Genomic DNA, 16,323 nt, shown 5'->3' on the forward strand with positions numbered 1-16,323 from the left:
CAAACGCATGAAGAGGGCGCTAGTGAATACCGATGAAAATGGAGAAAAAAAGACCACGCGGAGAGGCTAGTCGATTGAAAAATAAGAGATAGACGTATGGCCCCAATATAAATGCCATGGGCTGGCACAAGCATTGCCAATGCATCGGAGGTCTGGCTATCACGCCATTAATAAAACCTCTTAATGTAAAGGAGACCCCATGTCTAACCCGCTGTCCGAGATTGACCTGATTTCATACGTGGAAGATGCCAAAGCCGATGCCATTCATGCCTTTGGTGTGCTGAGTCGCAACGGAACCCTGTCTGCCAGCCTGACTTACCATGTCACCCACCTGGTGCCAGGGCACGACAAATTGCTGCATATCCGCTTCCCAGGCGGCCTGGCGCGTGATCAGTCGCCCAGCATTGCCATTACCGAGTTCGCCCAGCATCCCGACCATATCCTGCGTGAATCGCGCCTGGACGCTGATACCGTCATCCATGCCCATACCAATTTCCTGTCGGCGTGGTCGCTGGCGCACAAGCCATTTCCGATTTTGTATGTGGCCGCGGCCCGCCATCTGGCCGCCCGCGAGATTCCCAATCATCTGGACCGCACGCGCAGTGTTTACGACGTTATCAAGGAGCGGCTCGATCAGCATCCTGAGCTCGCACCACCACCTGCATTGCTGGAGTCGAATGGCGGCGCCAATTTCTGGGGCAAGGGGATTATCAAAACCTCGGAGTTGATCCTGTTTATTGAAGAGGCTGCGCGCTATCAGGCGATTGCCGAACAGATCGGCGGCGCACAGCTGTATACCCCGGGGGCGCTGGAGTTGCAGTGGCAGCGTACTGGACTGCTGGATAAAGCCAAATCCTATACCGGGCGCTACCTGGCCGATATCACTGGCTAAGCACGTGGCCGGGGGTACGCGCTCCGGCCCGCCATCCACTTGATAAGCATGAAAGCAAACACATGAGTATTTCCCGTAGTTCGACCTATCCGATTGAACCGGTTTTTCTGCAGCGCTGGTCGCCGCGCGCATTCACCGGCGAGGCTATCTCCGAAGAGACATTGCTGGCCCTGCTTGAGGCGGCGCGCTGGGCACCCTCGGCCAATAATGCCCAGCCATGGCGTTTTATCTATCTGCTGCCGGATTCGCCAGATTGGCAGGGGCTGCTGAACACCCTGAATGAGAACAACCGGCGCTGGGCGCCGCAGGCTTCGGCATTTCTGGTCCTGCTTTCCAAGACGACACATATACGCCCTGGCGCCAGTGAGCCTGCTCCTCTGTATAGCCATTCACTGGATGCGGGTGCCGCCTGGGCTTATCTGGCTCTGCAGGCTGAGGCCAGCGGCTGGAGCACTCATCCTATCGGCGGCTACGATAGCGCTGCCCTGCAGGTATTGCTGGGGGTGCCGGAGGGCTATCGTCTGGAAACGCTGGTCGCGGTAGGGAAAAGGGGACCCGCCGAGGGGTTGCCAGACGATTTGCGCAGCCGGGAGCAACCCACGCCGCGTCGTCCACTGACGGAGATCGTGGCCAAAGATCGCTTCAGCTTTGCCACTACCTAGCGTGACGAAGCCTGCCCAACGCGACAGTTGGTCAGGCAACAGTCCGTTGCTGTAGCAGCAGCTGGCGTGTTGCCACAGCACCAGCTGCCCACACACTGCTGAATTTAAAACAGTACTAAGTTCATGGTTTTTATGTGTTTTTATTGGCGGGTGAGGGTGGGCACGCATCCTGCAATATCCAGTTGTCGACCACAGTGTCAACTTTCAACAAGGAAACCGACATGACTATCCAGTTTTACTGGCAGGTGCCTACGCGCGGAGATGGGCGTTTGGCGGATGCTGCTGTCAAGCTGCGCGGCGAGCGTAGCGATGACCAACCTTATTTCACGGCAGGCGTGACGGATCCGCGCGGCCGCCAATTCAATTATTACGACCATCTGCATCAGATTGGCAAAGCGGCCGAGCTAGCCGGCTTTGATGGCCTGCTGGTGCCCAACGATCCGCAAGGCGAAGAATCCTGGATCGTGGCTGGTTATCTGACGCGTAATACACGCCGCGTCAAGGTATTGGCGGCTTTTGATTCGGCCCGCGGTTCTGCCGTGTATGCCGCCAAGAATGCCGTGAGTTACCAACGCTACAGCAACAGCCGGTTTGCCTGGCAGATTGCGACGCCTGCGGATGCGGCCGAACGGCGTGCCAATGGCGACTTTATTGATGATGCGGATATTCCACAACGTACGGAAGAGTTCGTGACGGTGGCGCGGCATGTGATCACCGAGACCGGCTACAGCTTCAAGGGGCGTTTCTTTGAAGTGCTGGAAGGTGGCTTTAAAGGGCCTCTTTCCGGCCAGGCGGTACCACAGGTATTCCTGACTGGGCAAACCGAGGCGGATCTTGCGGTATCGGCCAAGCTGGCGGATGTGCATGTATTTGAAGCGCTGCCACTGGCGGAGTTGAAACCGCATCTGGAGCGCTTGCAAGAACTCTCTGCCAAAGCCGGTCGTCCGGTGCAGGCAGCGTTACGCATTGATTTGCTGGTACGTGAAACCGCTGCAGAAGCCGTGCACGATGCCGCCCGTCAGGCGCGGCAGCAAGGGCAAACGGCCCTGCCAGACCAAGCCGGTCTGTGGCCTTTGCAAACGCCAGGCGCCGGTGCGGCACGCGCCACCCTGGTGGGCGATGCCGATCAGGTCATTGCTACCCTGACGGACTATGCCGCTGCCGGTATTACCGTGTTCCAGCTGGGCGCGGTGCCCGCGCTGGAAGAAGCTTACCGCATAGGCGAACAGGTGCTGCCCACCCTGCGTGCACGCCTTGGTTTAACTCAACAACAGGCCGCCTAAGGAGACGATAATGGCGATTGATATTTTCTGGCGTATTCCTACGCATGGCGAGCCCAGCTCACTGCGCAACAAACTTCACCATCGCGGTGACTGGTCGCAGCAGGAGGGGGATCACATTGTGCATCGCGGCCTTGCCGGCGGCGGTAGCGATGGCTTCAACAGTCTGGACTATATTGCCGAGGTGGCGCGCGCTGCCGAAATTTCCGGCTTTCATGGTGGCTTGATTCCCTCATTCCCCATGACCGATGAGCCATGGGCGATTTCGTCTTTCCTGGCACGCGAAACCAGCACGTTCCGCTTCATGATCGCGTTTCAGCCGGGCTTCCTCAACCCGGTGACGGCGGCCCGCATGACGGCCAGCTTGCAACGTGCGAGTAATGGCCGCGCCCTGTTCAACATCATCACCGGCGGCGGCGGTCCCGCCCAACTGTGGTGGGGCGATGTCGCGCCGCATGATGACCGCTATGCGCGCACGACCGAGTTCCTGGATGTGCTGCGTGGCTTGTGGAAGGGAGGCAGCTACTCTCATCACGGCAAGTTCTATCAGCTGGAAAATGCGGCATTGCCGGAACAGCTGCTCGGGCAGGATTTCCCTGAGATTTACTTCTCCGGTTCCTCGGATGCGGCCTTGGTCTCGGCTTCCCAGCACGCTGACTTTTATCTTTCCTGGCTGGAGCCTTTTGACCAGCTCAAGGAGAAATTCGACAAGGTAAAAGAAAAAACCGACAAGCTTGGTCGCAAGGTGAAATGCGCCGTGCGGGTGGATATTGTGGCTCGGGCGACGGAAGAAGAAGCCTGGCGCGAAGTGCGGCGCGGCTTTGAAAACCTGAGCGAGGCTGATAAGGAGCGCTATGCCCGTTTTGCCCAGCAGACCGGCGATTCGGTTGGCGCCAACCGCCAACGCAACAACACGCCGAAGACGCTGGATAATTACCGTGATTTCATCCTGCATCCCAATATCTGGTCCGGCTTCAGCCTGCTGCGGGGTGGTCAGACCAACGGCATCGTGGGGAGCTACGAGCAAGTGGCAGAGCGTCTTGATGATCTGGTCAAACTGGGGGCGGATGCCTTTATCCTCGCTAGCACGCCACATCTGGAAGAGGCTTACCGCGTTGGCGAAGAAGTCCTGCCACTGGTGCAAGGCCATGGCGCCAGAAATTCGATACTGCGCGCGGTAGGGTAAACGTCTCAAGCAGGCAAGTTGCCCCAGCAAAAAGCCCAGTCATGACTGGGCTTTTTGCTGGGTGCGGCCGTTATAGAAAAGAGTGCTCGGGCCGCATTTGCAGAACTTTTACCTTGTGCAATATGAAATCTCGTCATCACCTGTGGTGTTCGCTGAGTGCTTGGGATATTTTTCTGTTTTATGCGTAACGAGATCAGTATTCCGGGGTCTGATCATAGTAAATAAGCGAAGGCAAAATCAGCAAAGGCAGATCAGCCCTCGCCATCCCCGGTGAGCATGTGGAGTGACACATCATGTTTTTTTGGTCGCTATCTGTGCATCCGTCTTTTTCTGGCGTTGTGCCACAACGCTTTATTAGTCTTTCTTAAGTCTGCTTTTAGTGCATGATGAAGTCTCTATGGAAATAAAATCCCACGATCTCCTGGCCAGCTTTATGGACCTCCTGATGGATGCCGTCCTGGCGGTGGATGTCGATGGCAAGATCGTCGTCGCAAGCGCGGCTTGCGAACGTGTGTTTGGTTACACCCCGCAGGAAATGGTGGGCAGGAATATCTTCGCCATGGTGGTCCCGGAAGACCTTGACCGTACCACAGAGACTGCGCGTGAGGTCATGTCCGGCAATCCCTTGTTGTATTTTGAAAATCGCTATATCCGCAAGGATGGGCAGATTGTCGACATTATGTGGACGGCGCGCTGGTCGCCTGAAGACCAGCTGCGCATCGGCGTCGCTCGCGACATTACCGAGCGCAAGCGCGCCGAGGCGTTGCAGGCTGCGCTCTATGCCATTTCAGAGGCGGCGTATGCGGCGGAAGACCTCATCTCGCTGTTTCAGCGCATTCATCATATTGTCGGCAGCTTGCTCCCTGCGGACTGCTTTTCGGTGACGCTCTACGACGAGGACAAGGATCAGTTAATGTTCCCCTACCTGGTGGATAATCTGCAATGGACCGAGCAGCCCTCCAAACCTGCCGCCGGTACCTTGTGCGCCGAGATTATACGGAGTGGCCAGCCTTTGCTGCTGACGGCAGAAGACATTGCTGCGGGGAGCGCTCTGGTGAAAAACGCGCTTGAGCCGCATGTGCTGAGTTGGCTTGGTGTCCCCCTCAAATCGCAAAAAGGCATGATAGGCGTGCTCACGATAAAGCGCTACCTGGGTGGCATCAGCTATCAGCTGAAAGATCAGGAGCTGCTGCAATTTATATCCACGCAGATTGCTACCGCCATTGAGCGCCAGAAGATGCAGGCCAGGTTGCAGCAGTTGGCCCAGTATGACGCCCTCACTACTTTACCCAATCGCGAGTTTCTCACCCATAAACTGGAAGCAGCACTGAGCTCTGCCGAGCGCGAGCAACGCCACTTGGCCCTGTTGTACCTGGATCTGGACAAGTTCAAGCAGGTCAATGACAGCCTGGGACATGACGCTGGCGATACGTTGCTGCAGGAAGTGGCGGCTCGTCTCAAGCTCAGCATGCGCGAAACTGACATGGTGGCGCGCCTGGGTGGGGATGAGTTTGTGGTGTTGCTGCAGGATATTTCTTCGCCGGATCAGGCGGCGATGGTGGTGGAAAAAATACGCGGAGTGCTGGCCCAGCCATTTGAGATTGATGGGCATCGCCTCGCCATTCGCCCCAGCATTGGCATCGCTCTTTATCCTGATCATGGGCAGGACAGGCATGCCTTGCTCAAGCACGCTGACAAAGCCATGTATCAGGAAAAGCATGGCGAGCGGAATGCAGCAGCCAAACCTCAAACGGCATGACGATGCTTAACCCCTGATGCGGGCTATCAGGCACTCGCCGGTGAACGAGGCGGTAGCCTCTCAAAAAAATACTTAAAAAATAAAAGCGGGTGGGAGCAGAAATGAAAACGCCCAACTAAAAGCTGGGCGCTTGATATTGGTGGCCGGGGGCAGAATCGAACTGCCGACACGCGGATTTTCAATCCGCTGCTCTACCAACTGAGCTACCCGGCCGGCGTTTTTGAGCACTCGGCTCGCAAACAAGACGCGCATTATAGCAAACTTATTTCAGCTGTGTCATTGCCAATCTGCGCTCACGCAAAGAATTTAAGATATTTTGCCGCCCTGCCATTAAAATGGTGCCAACTCATTGTTAGCCGTTCTCATGCAAATTCCTGATATTCAAACGCTGGACCGCGGCCTTTCTGCGGCCCTGCAGCACAAAATTGACCAGAAAACCAAACCATTGGGCGCCCTTGGCCGTCTGGAAGGGCTCGCCCTGCAGCTGGGGCTGATACAGCAGCGTCTGGATCCGGTGTTGCGTCAGCCGGTGATGATGGTATTTGCCGCGGATCATGGCATTGTCGCGGCGGGCGTCAGTCCTTATCCGCAGGCGGTGACCATGCAGATGGTGCTGAATTTTCTGCAGGGTGGGGCCGCAATCAATGTGTTTGCCCGCCAGGTGGGCATGGATATCCGTGTGGTGGATGCCGGTGTGAATCATGATTTTGCGCCGCACCCCATGCTGCTCTCGCACAAGGTGGCGATGGGCACGCAGAACATGCTGCAAGCACCTGCGATGTCGGAAGCCGAATGTGAAAAAGCCATCAATATTGGCAGACAACTGGCGCATGCCGAGATTGCGAAAGGCAGCAACGTGCTGGCGTTTGGCGAAATGGGCATAGGCAATACCACGGCGGCAGCGGCCCTGATGGCGGCGCTGTGCCAGCTGCCTGCCCAGGCATGTGTTGGCAGGGGCACAGGGCTGGACGATGCGGGCCTGCAGCGCAAAGTGGATGTGGTGGAACAGGTGCTGCAACATCATGCTCCGCACCTGCACAGTCCTTTATCCGCCTTGCAGCATGTGGGTGGGCTGGAGATCGCCATGATGGCAGGCGCCATGCTGGGCGCGGCAGAAAAGCAGGCCGTGATACTGGTGGATGGCTTTATCTGTACCGCCGCCATGCTGGTGGCAAGTCGTATCGCCCCGGCTGTGCTGGATTACGCGGTATTTACCCATTGCTCTGGCGAGCAAGGGCATCGGCGTCTGCTACAGGCCCTGCAGGCGGAACCTTTGCTCGACATCGGTTTGCGGCTAGGTGAAGGCACCGGCGCCGCGCTGGCATATCCACTGTTGCAGGCCGCGGCCAATTTCATGAATGAAATGGCCTCGTTCGAATCCGCCGGTGTGGATGGCAAGAGCGCTTAAATCGCCGTGAAGTTCATCCATCCATTTTTGCTGGCACTTGGGTTTTTCAGCCGCATTCCCGTCCCCTCCAAGCCGGATTTCAAGCCTGCTGACATGGCCGGGATTTCCGCGTTTTTCCCGTTGGTGGGCTGGATCATCGGTACTGGCATGGCCGCGGTGTATATCGTTGTGCATCAGCTGCTACCGCATGGGGTCAGCATAATTTGCATGCTGGCAGCCGGTATATGGCTCACAGGAGCTCTGCATGAAGATGGCTTGGCCGATACAGTGGACGGCCTGGGTGGCGGCTTGGATCGAGAGCGTGTGCTCACCATCATGCATGATTCGCGAGTGGGAAGTTACGGCGTGCTGGCTTTGGGCGTGATGCTTTTACTCAAATTCAGTACCTTGTCCGCCATGTCTTCAGGGGTGATGTTATGGGCCGTATTGGCAGGGCATAGCGTGAGCCGCCTGGCGGGCGTATGGCTGATGCAAACCTTGGAATACGTGCGTCCGCAGGGCAAAGGCGGGGGCATGACCCAGCCACTCTGCAAGCGAGCACTGGCATTTGCCATGCTGACAGGCTTGCTGCCTTTGCTGGGCGCCGCCTGGTGTATTCCACTTTGGGATTTGCCACTGGTGCTGCTGGCAGTGGCCCTGGTGTGGTGGTGGTTTCGCGCCGTGCTGCAGCGTCGCCTTGGCGGCTACACCGGAGATTGCGTAGGCGCCATGCAGCAGTTGACTGAAATCATGTTTTATCTGGGAGTGTTGGCATGTCTAAGCCAGTGATGGAATTGTATCTGGTGCGGCACACCACGCCGGATATCGCACCGGGGATCTGCTACGGGCAGTCGGATATCGGCGTCAAGCATACCTTTGAAGAAGAGGTGACGGCACTACGGCCTAAAATCGCCCATATTGAAGCCGCTTCCTTCCATAGCAGTCCATTGCAGCGTTGCCTCTTGCTGGCGCAAGCTGTGGCTGGGACCAAGCACGAAATTCAGCAGGATGCACGTCTCAAGGAACTCAACTTTGGCGATTGGGAACTGCAATCCTGGGACGACATTCCCCGTGGCCTGCTGGATGAGTGGGCGGACGAACATGTCAAACTGGCGCCGCCCAATGGCGAATCTTTCCATGATCTCTCGCAACGTGCGCAGGCCTTCGTCGAGCAGCTGGCGAACCAAGGCACGGGCGTGCATGTTGCCTTCACGCATGCCGGGGTCATACGCGCCCTCACCGGATTTGCGCTGGGTTTACCCCTCAGTAACGTGTTTAGACTGCACATCGACTATGCTAGTGTCACGAAACTGATGATTGATCTTGACCGTGACCGGCCGCTAATGCGCGTCGGCTTTGTTAACCGCTGAGCCCCGTAACCTGACCTTATGTCTACATCGTCCACCCCATCCAGTCAGAAAAAAAACGCCGGGGCGGGCGAACTGGCGACCCTGGCAAAACGCGCCGACCAGGCCCTGGCGCAGGGGAATTACAAACTTGCGCTGGAACAGTACAACCAGATGCTGGCGCAGCAGGCAGATAATCTGGCCGCGCTGGTGGGGTGTGGGCGGGCGCTAACTTCTCTCAAACAATACGAATTTGCCATCGCGCATCTGGATTATGCGCTGGCTGCCGCGCCGCAAGACGCCGCTATCCATCATTACCGTGGGCTCGCCCTGCAAAAGGCGCGTCGCTTTGATGAGGCTATCGCTGCCTTGCAGACGGCCATCGAGCTTGAGCCTGATCAGCCTGCGCTGTACCTCAATCTTGCCAATACCCTGGCAGACGCGGGAGATGCCGAGCTGGCTCTGGCGTTTTATGACCAGATCATTGCGCAATATCCCTCGGCGCTGGCATTTAATAATCGTGGCAACCTGCATCTGGATCAGGGGCGCTTTGCCCTGGCCATGCAGGATTTTAACGAGGCCATTGCCCGACAACCCGATCAGCCCCGGTTCTTCTGGAACAAAGCCCTGCTGCATTTGTTGCTGGGGGAGTACGAGGCGGGCTGGAAACTCTATGAATATGGATTTCACACCGAAGGCGAAGCACGTGGCCTGATGCGCAGGTTCGATCAGCCGCGCTGGCTCGGCGATACCCCGTTGGCGGGCAAGCGCTTGCTGCTGTGGGCAGAGCAGGGCTATGGCGATACCATCCAGTTTAGCCGCTATGCGCTGCTGGCCATGGAGCAGGGTGCGCAAGTGATTCTTGAAGTGCAGCCGCCCTTGCAGGCGCTTATTCAGACTATGCATCCGCAGCTGCAGGTTGTTGCCGCCGGGCAAGCCCTGCCGGCATTTGACCTGCATAGCCCCTTGCTCAGCATGCCCCTGGCATGGGCCAATGCCGGGCAAGCCGGTGTGCCTGCTTACCCCGCCTATTTGCATGCCGATGAAAGGCTGAAGGCGGGCTTTTCGCATGCCTCTGGTAATAAACCACGCGTAGGTCTGGTGTGGTCTGGTTCTACCACGCATAGCAATGACCACCGGCGTAGCCTGCTGTTGCAGAGCCTGCAATCCTGGCGCGATTTGCCGATAGCGCTGCATTGCTTGCAGCTGGACGTGCGTGAGGCAGACCTGACTGTCTTGGCCGAATGGCCCGGGATGCATCTCTATACCAGCCGCCTCAAGGATTTTAGCGATACAGCTGCCTTGATCAGCACGCTGGACGTGGTGATTTCGGTCGATACCGCCGTCGCGCATCTGGCAGGAGCCCTGGGCAAACCCTTATGGGTGCTCTTGCCATGGATACCGGATTTTCGCTGGCTGCTGGATAGTCCACATAGCCCTTGGTACCCCACGGCACGGCTTTACCGGCAACCGGTAGCCGGAGATTGGGCGAGTGTGGTGGAGCAGGTGAGGATGGATCTGCTAGCCTTGGGCAGTCCGTCATAAGCGTTCACATAAAAATGAAGAAGGATGCGGCCGAAAAACGGCTTGCTGAAAACAGGGAGTCAACTGCATGAAAAATAAACGGCCCGCTGCGCCCCCGCAAAAACAGCCGCCTGCCGGTGTTGAGCCGCTGGAGGTTGGCTTGCGCCGCGGCATGCAGCTGCAAACCGCGCATGACTGGCAGGCTGCCGAAGCGGTGTATCAGCAACTGCTCACCCGTTTTCCGGAAGACAGCCGTTTGCTTACCTTGTTGGCCAGCCTTTATTTGCAGACTCAGCGTCATGAACCATGCATTGAGTTCTGCATGCGTCTCTTGAGCGCCAACCCGGAGCAAGCCGATATCTGGGCCATGATAGGCGAGGCATGTTATGCGCTGGGACGCTATGAAGAAGCGCTCACTGCGCTGGAAAGCGTATTGCAACTGCGCGAGACCGATGCTGCCAGTGCTTTCCTGGCAGGCAATGCCTGCATGATGCTGGGCCATGCAGAATCCGCCCAGGCATATTACCAGCGTGCCCTCCAATACCGCCCGGACTACGCCGAGGCCTACCATAATCTGGGCATTATTCTGAACCAGCGGCGGCAATGGCAGGATGCACTCAGCTTTTTCAATAAAGCGATTGATCTGAAGCCAGACTACCTGGAAGCCTATACCAGCTGCGGCAACGCCTTGATTGAGCTCGGTAAGCACGATTTTGCCATCGCCCATTTTGATCATGTACTGCAAGTACAAGCGCAAAATCCGCTGGCCTTGAATGGGCGTGGCGTTGCCCTCAAGCACCTGCGTCAGCATGCGCTTGCACTGGCAAGTTTTGACGCTGCCCTGGCGGCGCGCCCCGGGTTTGCCGAAGCCACATTGAATCGCGCCAATGCATTGCTGGCTCTCGACAGGCATGAGGAGGCGCTGGAGGCCTACGGAGCTGCGCTTGCCTTGACTCCGCATAACCCGCAGGTCTATTCCAACCGCGGCAATGCCTATCTGGATCTGGGGCAATACGATGCCGCCCAGCAGGATTACAACCAGGCCCTGCAACTGGAGCCGGACAACGCCACCGTGCTGTGGAACAAGGCCCTGATCTGCCTCGTGCATGGCGATTTTGAACAGGGTTGGCATTTGTTTGAACACGGCTGGGAGGCGGAAGGCCCGCCGCGCGGCTACCGCCGTGTATGCTCACAACCGCTGTGGCTGGGTGATGCCCCCATCGCAGGTAAGCGCCTGCTACTGACTGCCGAGCAGGGCTTGGGCGATACCGTGCAGTTTGTGCGCTATGCCAGGTTGGCGGCAAACGCCGGAGCGCAGGTCATTCTTGAGGCACCGCCAGCCTTGGTCAATCTGCTCAAGACCATGGGGCCGGACTTTACCGTGGTAGAGCGCGGCACGGGCTTTGAGGCGTATGACCTTTATTGCCCCTACATGAGCTTGCCGCTGGCGTTTGAAACCACACTGGCTACCATTCCTGCCCATATCCCATATCTGGGCGTGCCAGAAACAGCGCATCGATTTGAATTCCCCGCCCTTGCAGGCCAACCGCAGCGCTTGAAGGTGGGTCTGGTCTGGTCCGGCTCCGCCACTCATATGCGCGATGCCAAGCGCAGCATCCCGCTGCAAAGCCTGGCGCCACTGATGACGCTACCGGTGGAATTCCATTGTCTGCAAAAAGAGCTGCGGCCAGCGGATGAAGCTGTCATGGCGAGCCTGCCCATACAAGACCACCGCGCTGCGCTGCAGCAGTTTGCCGATACAGCCGCCCTGATTGATGCAATGGATGTGGTGATTACTGTCGATACCTCCGTGGCGCACGTAGCGGGCGCCATGGGCAAACCGGTATGGGTGTTGCTACCCTTTGTGCCGGATTATCGCTGGTTGCTGACGCGGGAGGATAGCCCCTGGTACCCCACCGCCAGATTGTTCCGTCAGGCCCAGCGGGGAGATTGGTCGGCAGTCGTCGCTCGCGTGGGTCAGGGCTTACAGGCCTTGCGGACGCACGCTGAGTGAAATCCGGCAGGGGAAATTGCTCTTCAGTAGCGGTATCCCAGCGCATGCCATGGCCTAGCGTGGGTATGGAAGTAAGTCTGCGCTAAGCCCTGATATTACTTGCTTGCCCAATCGGTAAGTGCGCGTTGCAGCATATCCCAGCCTTCAGGGGGCGGTAGCCCAAGCCGGATGGCTGATGGTTGGGCAAATAGCCGCGTCCAGATACCATGCTGCGCCAGATGGGCATGCAGCTCGATAGCACGCGGGTCTTGCCAGTAGCTGAAGAGCGCAGTGCTGCCAGTGGGCGAAATCCTTGCGGCATTCAGTAGCCCATGCATTCTTTCTATGTCTAGCTGCAGGCGCTGGCGTTGCGCATGTTGCCAGTCATGGTCGGCCATGGCGGCTGTGGCGATCAGGCGCGCCGGGCCACTCAGCGTCCACGGCCCCAACCATTCCCGTAATTGATCCAGTAAGTCTGGCGCGGCGAGCACCATGCCCACGCGTGCCCCAGCCAGGCCAAAAAACTTCCCCAGAGAGCGCAGCACTATCAATCCAGGTTTTGCGGCTTGCGCGCTGATGCTGTTTTCCGGTGTTGCGTCCATGAAAGCTTCATCCACGATCAGCCAGCCGCCCGGCGCCAGTGCCTGTTGCCATGCATGTAGTTGCGCAGGCGGGCACAGGCGCGCAGTCGGGTTGTTGGGGTTGCACACCACCAGCACGTCCACGTTTTGCAGTTCGCTCATTTCGGGCAAGTGATCACGCTCGGTGACGGTATGGCCATGTTGGCGCCAAGCGTGGGCATGCTCGGCATAAGCAGGAGTGAGTACCCATACACGGCTGCGTGGGCGCAAATGCGGCAGCGCCTGAATGGCGGCTTGCGAGCCTGCCACCGCCAGTACATGCTCTTGCTGGTAATAGCGGCGTGCGGTGTCCAGAAGTGCATCGTTTTCTATTGGCAATCGTTGCCAGAGCGCAGGGCTGATAGGGGGAATCGGGAAGGCGTGTGGGCTGATGCCGGTGGAGAGGTCCAGCCAGGCTTCCATCGGGCGATCGTAGTCTATGCAGGCTTGCTGCAGGTTGCCGCCATGCTCAAGCATGCAGCAGTTTCCAGATCAGCCAGATCACTAAAACGCCCGCGCACCACAGCATCATGCTGCGCTTGATCAAGGCTAGCGCAGCCGGAATATGCGCTGGCTCGGCCGTTGCTCCCAGCCCCAACGTTGGGCGATCTTTCCACACGCCATGGTAGGGCGCGCGGCCACCCAGTTTGACTTGCAGCGCGCCAGCGCCAGCCGCCATCACGGGCCCGGCATTGGGGCTGTACCAGGTGCGTGCCTGGGTGAACCAGCATTTGAGTGCCGACCAGGTATGGCCGCAAAGCGCATAAGCCAGCGCCGTCAGCCGGGCTGGAATCAGGTTGAAGACATCATCAAGGCGGGCGGCAGCCCAGCCAAAATAGCGATAGCGTGGCGTGCGGTAACCCCACATGGCATCCAGGGTATTGGCCAGCCGGTAAGCCACCACGCCTGGCCCGCCCAGCAGCGCAAACCAGAAAATGGCGGCAAAAATGGCGTCATTGCCATTTTCCAGCACCGACTCCACAGTGGCCGAGGCAATCTGCCCACGGCTCAGTTTTTTGCTATCGCGGCTGACCATCATGCCAACGGCTTCACGTGCGCGTACCAGGTCGCGTGCCTGCAGCGCCTCAAAAACCTGCATGGCGTGCAGGTGCAGGCTACGGGCGCCAATGGCGAGGTAAAGCAGGATAACGTCGATGACCCAGCCCAGCGGATGCCAAGTGATGAAGATGGCGACCAGCACCGCAGGCACCAGCAGTATCAGCCAGGCCAGCAAGCCCGCAATGCGACCGGTAAACGCACCTTGCAGATGATTCATGGCGCGCTCAAGCCGCGCTGCCAACGTGCCAAAGCCCACCAGGGGATGCCAGCGGGTGGGCTCGCCCAGCCGCCAGTCCAGCAGGCAGGCGGCGATAATCAATAGGGCTGGGGTTGGCAGCCAACTCATGGAATAATGGACCAATGGCATCCGTTCAAACATTCATGGTTCAGGGTACGACTTCCGATGCGGGCAAAAGCACGCTGGTCGCGGGGTTGTGCCGGGTATTGTATCGCAGGGGCGTGCGTGTCGCGCCGTTCAAGCCGCAAAACATGGCGCTCAATTCGGCGGTGACGGTGGATGGCGGCGAGATAGGCCGGGCGCAAGCCGTGCAGGCCCAGGCCTGTGGCCTGCCGCCGCATACCGATATGAACCCCGTGCTGCTCAAGCCCAATAGTGATACGGGCTGCCAGGTGATCATTCATGGCCGTGTGGTCGGCAATCAGGAAGCCACGCGCTATCACGATTACAAACCCACGGCCATGAAAGCTGTGATGGCCTCATGGCAACGCCTGTGCCAGCAATATGAACGTGTGGTGGTGGAAGGCGCGGGCAGCCCGGCCGAGATCAATCTGCGCCAGAACGATATTGCCAACATGGGCTTTGCAGAGGCGGCGGATTGTCCGGTACTGCTGGTGGCCGATATTGATCGCGGTGGCGTATTTGCGCACATTGTCGGCACACTGGCCTTGCTCAGCGAATCCGAACGCCAGCGTGTTATTGGCTTTGTCATCAACCGCTTTCGTGGCGATATTGCCTTGCTGCAACCCGGCCTGGATTGGCTGGAGCAGGAGACTGGCAAGCCGGTGCTGGGCGTGCTGCCCTATCTGCACCAGCTGCATATCGAAGCAGAAGACGCCGTGCCGCGCGACGTCGCGCTCAAGGACGACATCCGCCTGCGTGTGATCGCGCCCGTGCTGCCGCATGTGAGTAACCACACGGATATGGATGCCCTGCGCCTGCACCCGCATGTGCATTTCGAATTCATCAGCATGGGCGAGCCGGTGCCGCCGGCTGACCTGATTATTCTCCCCGGCAGTAAAAACGTGCGTGGCGATCTGCAGACGTTGAAAGCCCATGGCTGGGAGACTGCCCTGGCGCGCCATTTGCGCTACGGCGGCAAAGTGCTGGGCATTTGCGGCGGCTTCCAGATGCTGGGGCAACACATTCACGACCCGCACGGGCTGGAAGGCGATGCCGGCTCAGACCCCGGTTTTGGCTGGTTTGACATGCAAACCACGCTGCATACGCATAAAAAACTGGCGCAGGTGGCCGGTCGCTTCAGCTTCGGTAATCAGGCGGAAGTGACGGGCTATGAAATTCATATGGGCGTCAGCGAAGGCCCCGCCATGCAACAGCCCATGTTGTATATCGGCGACGCGCCGGAAGGCGCCATGTCAGTGGATGACCAGATAGCAGGCACTTACCTGCATGGCCTGTTTGACCAGGCCTCGGCGACCAGCGCCCTGTTGCAATGGGCAGGGCTACCTGATCTGGAAGCGCAGAAAATCGTGCTGGAATATGACTACATGCAACTGCGGGAAGATGGCCTGAATCGCCTGGCCGATGCGCTGGAACAACATCTGGATTGGGCGCGGCTCTCGCCCTATTTGTAGCACCCGCTCAGCCTGCGCGGCGGGTAACTCCATCAAGCCGGGTCTGCCGCCAGCACCTGTATGGTCTGCTCCATGCACTCCACCACTTGCCCCGCGCGTATCTTGGCGGTCTTGCGACTTTCCGGCTTGCCATCCACCGTTACCAGACCATCGGCCACCATGGCTTTGCCCTGGCCGCCAGAGTCGGCAATGCCGGTCAGTTTCAGCAGGTTGCAAAGCTCAATGAACTCGCCTTTGAGTGTAAATTCCATGATTATCCTTTTAATGTAAGTGGCAGCCCGGCGGCGACAAAAGTCACCCGCGGTGCAATGGCGGCAATCGCCTGGTTCAGCCTGCCTTGTTCATCCTGAAACTGGCGGTTGATCTCGCCCAGCGGCACGATACCCATGCCCACTTCATTGCTTACCAGCAAGATTTCGCCGGGCAATGTCGGCAGGGTTTCCAGCAATTCTCGTTTCTCCTGCTGCCAGTCTACGCCTTCCGGCGGCGCACAGTCCGGGCATATGCATTGCGCCAGCCACAAGGTCAGGCAATCCACCATCAGGCAGCGGTCGGCCGCCGCATGTTCGCGCAAGGTAGCCGCCAAGCCAAACGGCTTTTCCACCGTTGGCCAGTGCGCCGGGCGCTGTTTGCGATGATGCGCGACGCGCTCGCCAAATTCGCTGTCATATACCTGCGCGGTAGCGATATAAATCACCGTCTTGCCGCTTTGCTCCGCCAGCTTTTCGGCGTAGAGGCTTTTGCCAGAGCGGGCACCACCGAGGATCAGATGGGTAGACATG

General features: G+C 58.4%; 15 protein-coding genes and 1 tRNA gene. 11 read left to right on the top strand and 5 right to left on the bottom strand.

Translation table 11 applies throughout. The features are described from left to right. Positions 1 to 199 precede the first annotated feature (199 nt). The 5 genes from FNL37_RS11290 (at position 200) to FNL37_RS11310 (ending at position 5,779) form a co-directional block, all read left to right on the top strand. The gene (locus tag FNL37_RS11290) at positions 200 to 892 is read left to right on the top strand and encodes a class II aldolase/adducin family protein (RefSeq protein WP_159356252.1); all 693 of its coding nucleotides are present in this window, start codon (positions 200 to 202) and stop codon (positions 890 to 892) included. A gap of 62 nt (positions 893 to 954) precedes the next feature. Continuing rightward, positions 955 to 1,554: a nitroreductase family protein gene (locus FNL37_RS11295; protein ID WP_159356253.1), complete on the top strand. Its 600-nt coding sequence runs from the start codon at positions 955 to 957 to the stop codon at positions 1,552 to 1,554. Between the two features lie 221 nt (positions 1,555 to 1,775). Further along, positions 1,776 to 2,837 (top strand): LLM class flavin-dependent oxidoreductase, encoded by a 1,062-nt coding sequence (locus FNL37_RS11300; RefSeq protein WP_015829146.1) that lies wholly within the window; start codon positions 1,776 to 1,778, stop codon positions 2,835 to 2,837. A gap of 10 nt (positions 2,838 to 2,847) precedes the next feature. After that, positions 2,848 to 4,020 (top strand): LLM class flavin-dependent oxidoreductase, encoded by a 1,173-nt coding sequence (locus tag FNL37_RS11305; protein ID WP_013440957.1) that lies wholly within the window; start codon positions 2,848 to 2,850, stop codon positions 4,018 to 4,020. Positions 4,021 to 4,417: 397 nt separating this feature from the next. Then, on the top strand, positions 4,418 to 5,779 hold the full coding sequence (locus FNL37_RS11310) for a sensor domain-containing protein (RefSeq protein ID WP_159356254.1): 1,362 nt from the start codon (positions 4,418 to 4,420) through the stop codon (positions 5,777 to 5,779). 137 nt (positions 5,780 to 5,916) lie between these two features. Here the strand turns inward: FNL37_RS11310 and FNL37_RS11315 are convergent. Next, positions 5,917 to 5,992, bottom strand: a tRNA-Phe gene (locus FNL37_RS11315). Positions 5,993 to 6,143: 151 nt separating this feature from the next. Here FNL37_RS11315 and cobT point away from each other — a divergent pair. The 5 genes from cobT (at position 6,144) to FNL37_RS11340 (ending at position 12,050) form a co-directional block, all read left to right on the top strand. Next, positions 6,144 to 7,187, top strand: coding sequence for a nicotinate-nucleotide--dimethylbenzimidazole phosphoribosyltransferase (gene cobT, locus FNL37_RS11320; RefSeq protein WP_159356255.1), 1,044 nt, complete (start codon positions 6,144 to 6,146; stop codon positions 7,185 to 7,187). Between the two features lie 6 nt (positions 7,188 to 7,193). After that, entirely contained in the window at positions 7,194 to 7,955 is a 762-nt protein-coding gene (gene cobS, locus FNL37_RS11325; protein ID WP_159356256.1) for an adenosylcobinamide-GDP ribazoletransferase, read from the top strand. Then, complete coding sequence (gene cobC / locus FNL37_RS11330) at positions 7,940 to 8,536, top strand: alpha-ribazole phosphatase (protein ID WP_159356257.1); 597 nt, start codon at positions 7,940 to 7,942, stop codon at positions 8,534 to 8,536. Before cobS ends, cobC begins: the two co-directional genes overlap by 16 nt. Positions 8,537 to 8,554: 18 nt before the next feature. Next, the gene (locus FNL37_RS11335; protein ID WP_159356258.1) at positions 8,555 to 10,057 is read left to right on the top strand and encodes a tetratricopeptide repeat protein; all 1,503 of its coding nucleotides are present in this window, start codon (positions 8,555 to 8,557) and stop codon (positions 10,055 to 10,057) included. A 67-nt stretch (positions 10,058 to 10,124) separates the two neighbouring features. Continuing rightward, positions 10,125 to 12,050 (top strand): tetratricopeptide repeat protein, encoded by a 1,926-nt coding sequence (locus FNL37_RS11340; RefSeq protein WP_159356259.1) that lies wholly within the window; start codon positions 10,125 to 10,127, stop codon positions 12,048 to 12,050. Positions 12,051 to 12,145: 95 nt separating this feature from the next. Here FNL37_RS11340 and cobD read toward each other — a convergent pair whose 3' ends face one another. Both cobD and cbiB read right to left on the bottom strand, forming a co-directional pair. Further along, a complete protein-coding gene (gene cobD, locus FNL37_RS11345; RefSeq protein ID WP_159356260.1) occupies positions 12,146 to 13,126 on the bottom strand; it encodes a threonine-phosphate decarboxylase CobD in 981 nt (326 codons plus the stop codon). Continuing rightward, a complete protein-coding gene (gene cbiB / locus FNL37_RS11350) occupies positions 13,119 to 14,054 on the bottom strand; it encodes an adenosylcobinamide-phosphate synthase CbiB (protein ID WP_159356261.1) in 936 nt (311 codons plus the stop codon). Before cbiB ends, cobD begins: the two co-directional genes overlap by 8 nt. 14 nt (positions 14,055 to 14,068) lie before the next feature. Here cbiB and FNL37_RS11355 point away from each other — a divergent pair, with 14 nt between their 5' ends. Then, a complete protein-coding gene (locus tag FNL37_RS11355) occupies positions 14,069 to 15,541 on the top strand; it encodes a cobyric acid synthase (RefSeq protein ID WP_159356262.1) in 1,473 nt (490 codons plus the stop codon). 32 nt (positions 15,542 to 15,573) lie between these two features. Here FNL37_RS11355 and FNL37_RS11360 read toward each other — a convergent pair whose 3' ends face one another. Continuing rightward, positions 15,574 to 15,792, bottom strand: a complete 219-nt coding sequence (locus FNL37_RS11360) for an RNA-binding S4 domain-containing protein (protein WP_013440967.1) — start codon at positions 15,790 to 15,792, stop codon at positions 15,574 to 15,576. A 2-nt stretch (positions 15,793 to 15,794) separates the two neighbouring features. After that, positions 15,795 to 16,322 carry a bifunctional adenosylcobinamide kinase/adenosylcobinamide-phosphate guanylyltransferase gene (cobU, locus tag FNL37_RS11365; protein ID WP_159356263.1) on the bottom strand — a complete coding sequence of 176 codons (528 nt, stop codon included), beginning with the start codon at positions 16,320 to 16,322 and terminating at the stop codon, positions 15,795 to 15,797. Position 16,323 lies beyond the last annotated feature (1 nt).

The sequence above is a fragment of the Methylovorus glucosotrophus genome, from assembly GCF_009858335.1.
GTDB classification, from domain to species: Bacteria; Pseudomonadota; Gammaproteobacteria; order Burkholderiales; family Methylophilaceae; genus Methylovorus; species Methylovorus glucosotrophus.

What these genes read in the sequence shown, in the direction of transcription:
- FNL37_RS11290 (WP_159356252.1), top strand. Translation starts at nt 200, where the DNA reads ATGTCTAACCCGCTGTCCGAGATTGACCTGATTTCATACGTGGAAGAT.
- FNL37_RS11295 (WP_159356253.1), top strand. Translation starts at nt 955, where the DNA reads ATGAGTATTTCCCGTAGTTCGACCTATCCGATTGAACCGGTTTTTCTG.
- FNL37_RS11300 (WP_015829146.1), top strand. Translation starts at nt 1,776, where the DNA reads ATGACTATCCAGTTTTACTGGCAGGTGCCTACGCGCGGAGATGGGCGT.
- FNL37_RS11305 (WP_013440957.1), top strand. Translation starts at nt 2,848, where the DNA reads ATGGCGATTGATATTTTCTGGCGTATTCCTACGCATGGCGAGCCCAGC.
- FNL37_RS11310 (WP_159356254.1), top strand. Translation starts at nt 4,418, where the DNA reads ATGGAAATAAAATCCCACGATCTCCTGGCCAGCTTTATGGACCTCCTG.
- cobT (WP_159356255.1), top strand. Translation starts at nt 6,144, where the DNA reads ATGCAAATTCCTGATATTCAAACGCTGGACCGCGGCCTTTCTGCGGCC.
- cobC (WP_159356257.1), top strand. Translation starts at nt 7,940, where the DNA reads ATGTCTAAGCCAGTGATGGAATTGTATCTGGTGCGGCACACCACGCCG.
- FNL37_RS11335 (WP_159356258.1), top strand. Translation starts at nt 8,555, where the DNA reads ATGTCTACATCGTCCACCCCATCCAGTCAGAAAAAAAACGCCGGGGCG.
- FNL37_RS11340 (WP_159356259.1), top strand. Translation starts at nt 10,125, where the DNA reads ATGAAAAATAAACGGCCCGCTGCGCCCCCGCAAAAACAGCCGCCTGCC.
- cobD (WP_159356260.1), bottom strand. Translation starts at nt 13,126, where the DNA reads ATGCTTGAGCATGGCGGCAACCTGCAGCAAGCCTGCATAGACTACGAT.
- cbiB (WP_159356261.1), bottom strand. Translation starts at nt 14,054, where the DNA reads ATGAGTTGGCTGCCAACCCCAGCCCTATTGATTATCGCCGCCTGCCTG.
- FNL37_RS11355 (WP_159356262.1), top strand. Translation starts at nt 14,069, where the DNA reads ATGGCATCCGTTCAAACATTCATGGTTCAGGGTACGACTTCCGATGCG.
- FNL37_RS11360 (WP_013440967.1), bottom strand. Translation starts at nt 15,792, where the DNA reads ATGGAATTTACACTCAAAGGCGAGTTCATTGAGCTTTGCAACCTGCTG.
- cobU (WP_159356263.1), bottom strand. Translation starts at nt 16,322, where the DNA reads ATGTCTACCCATCTGATCCTCGGTGGTGCCCGCTCTGGCAAAAGCCTC.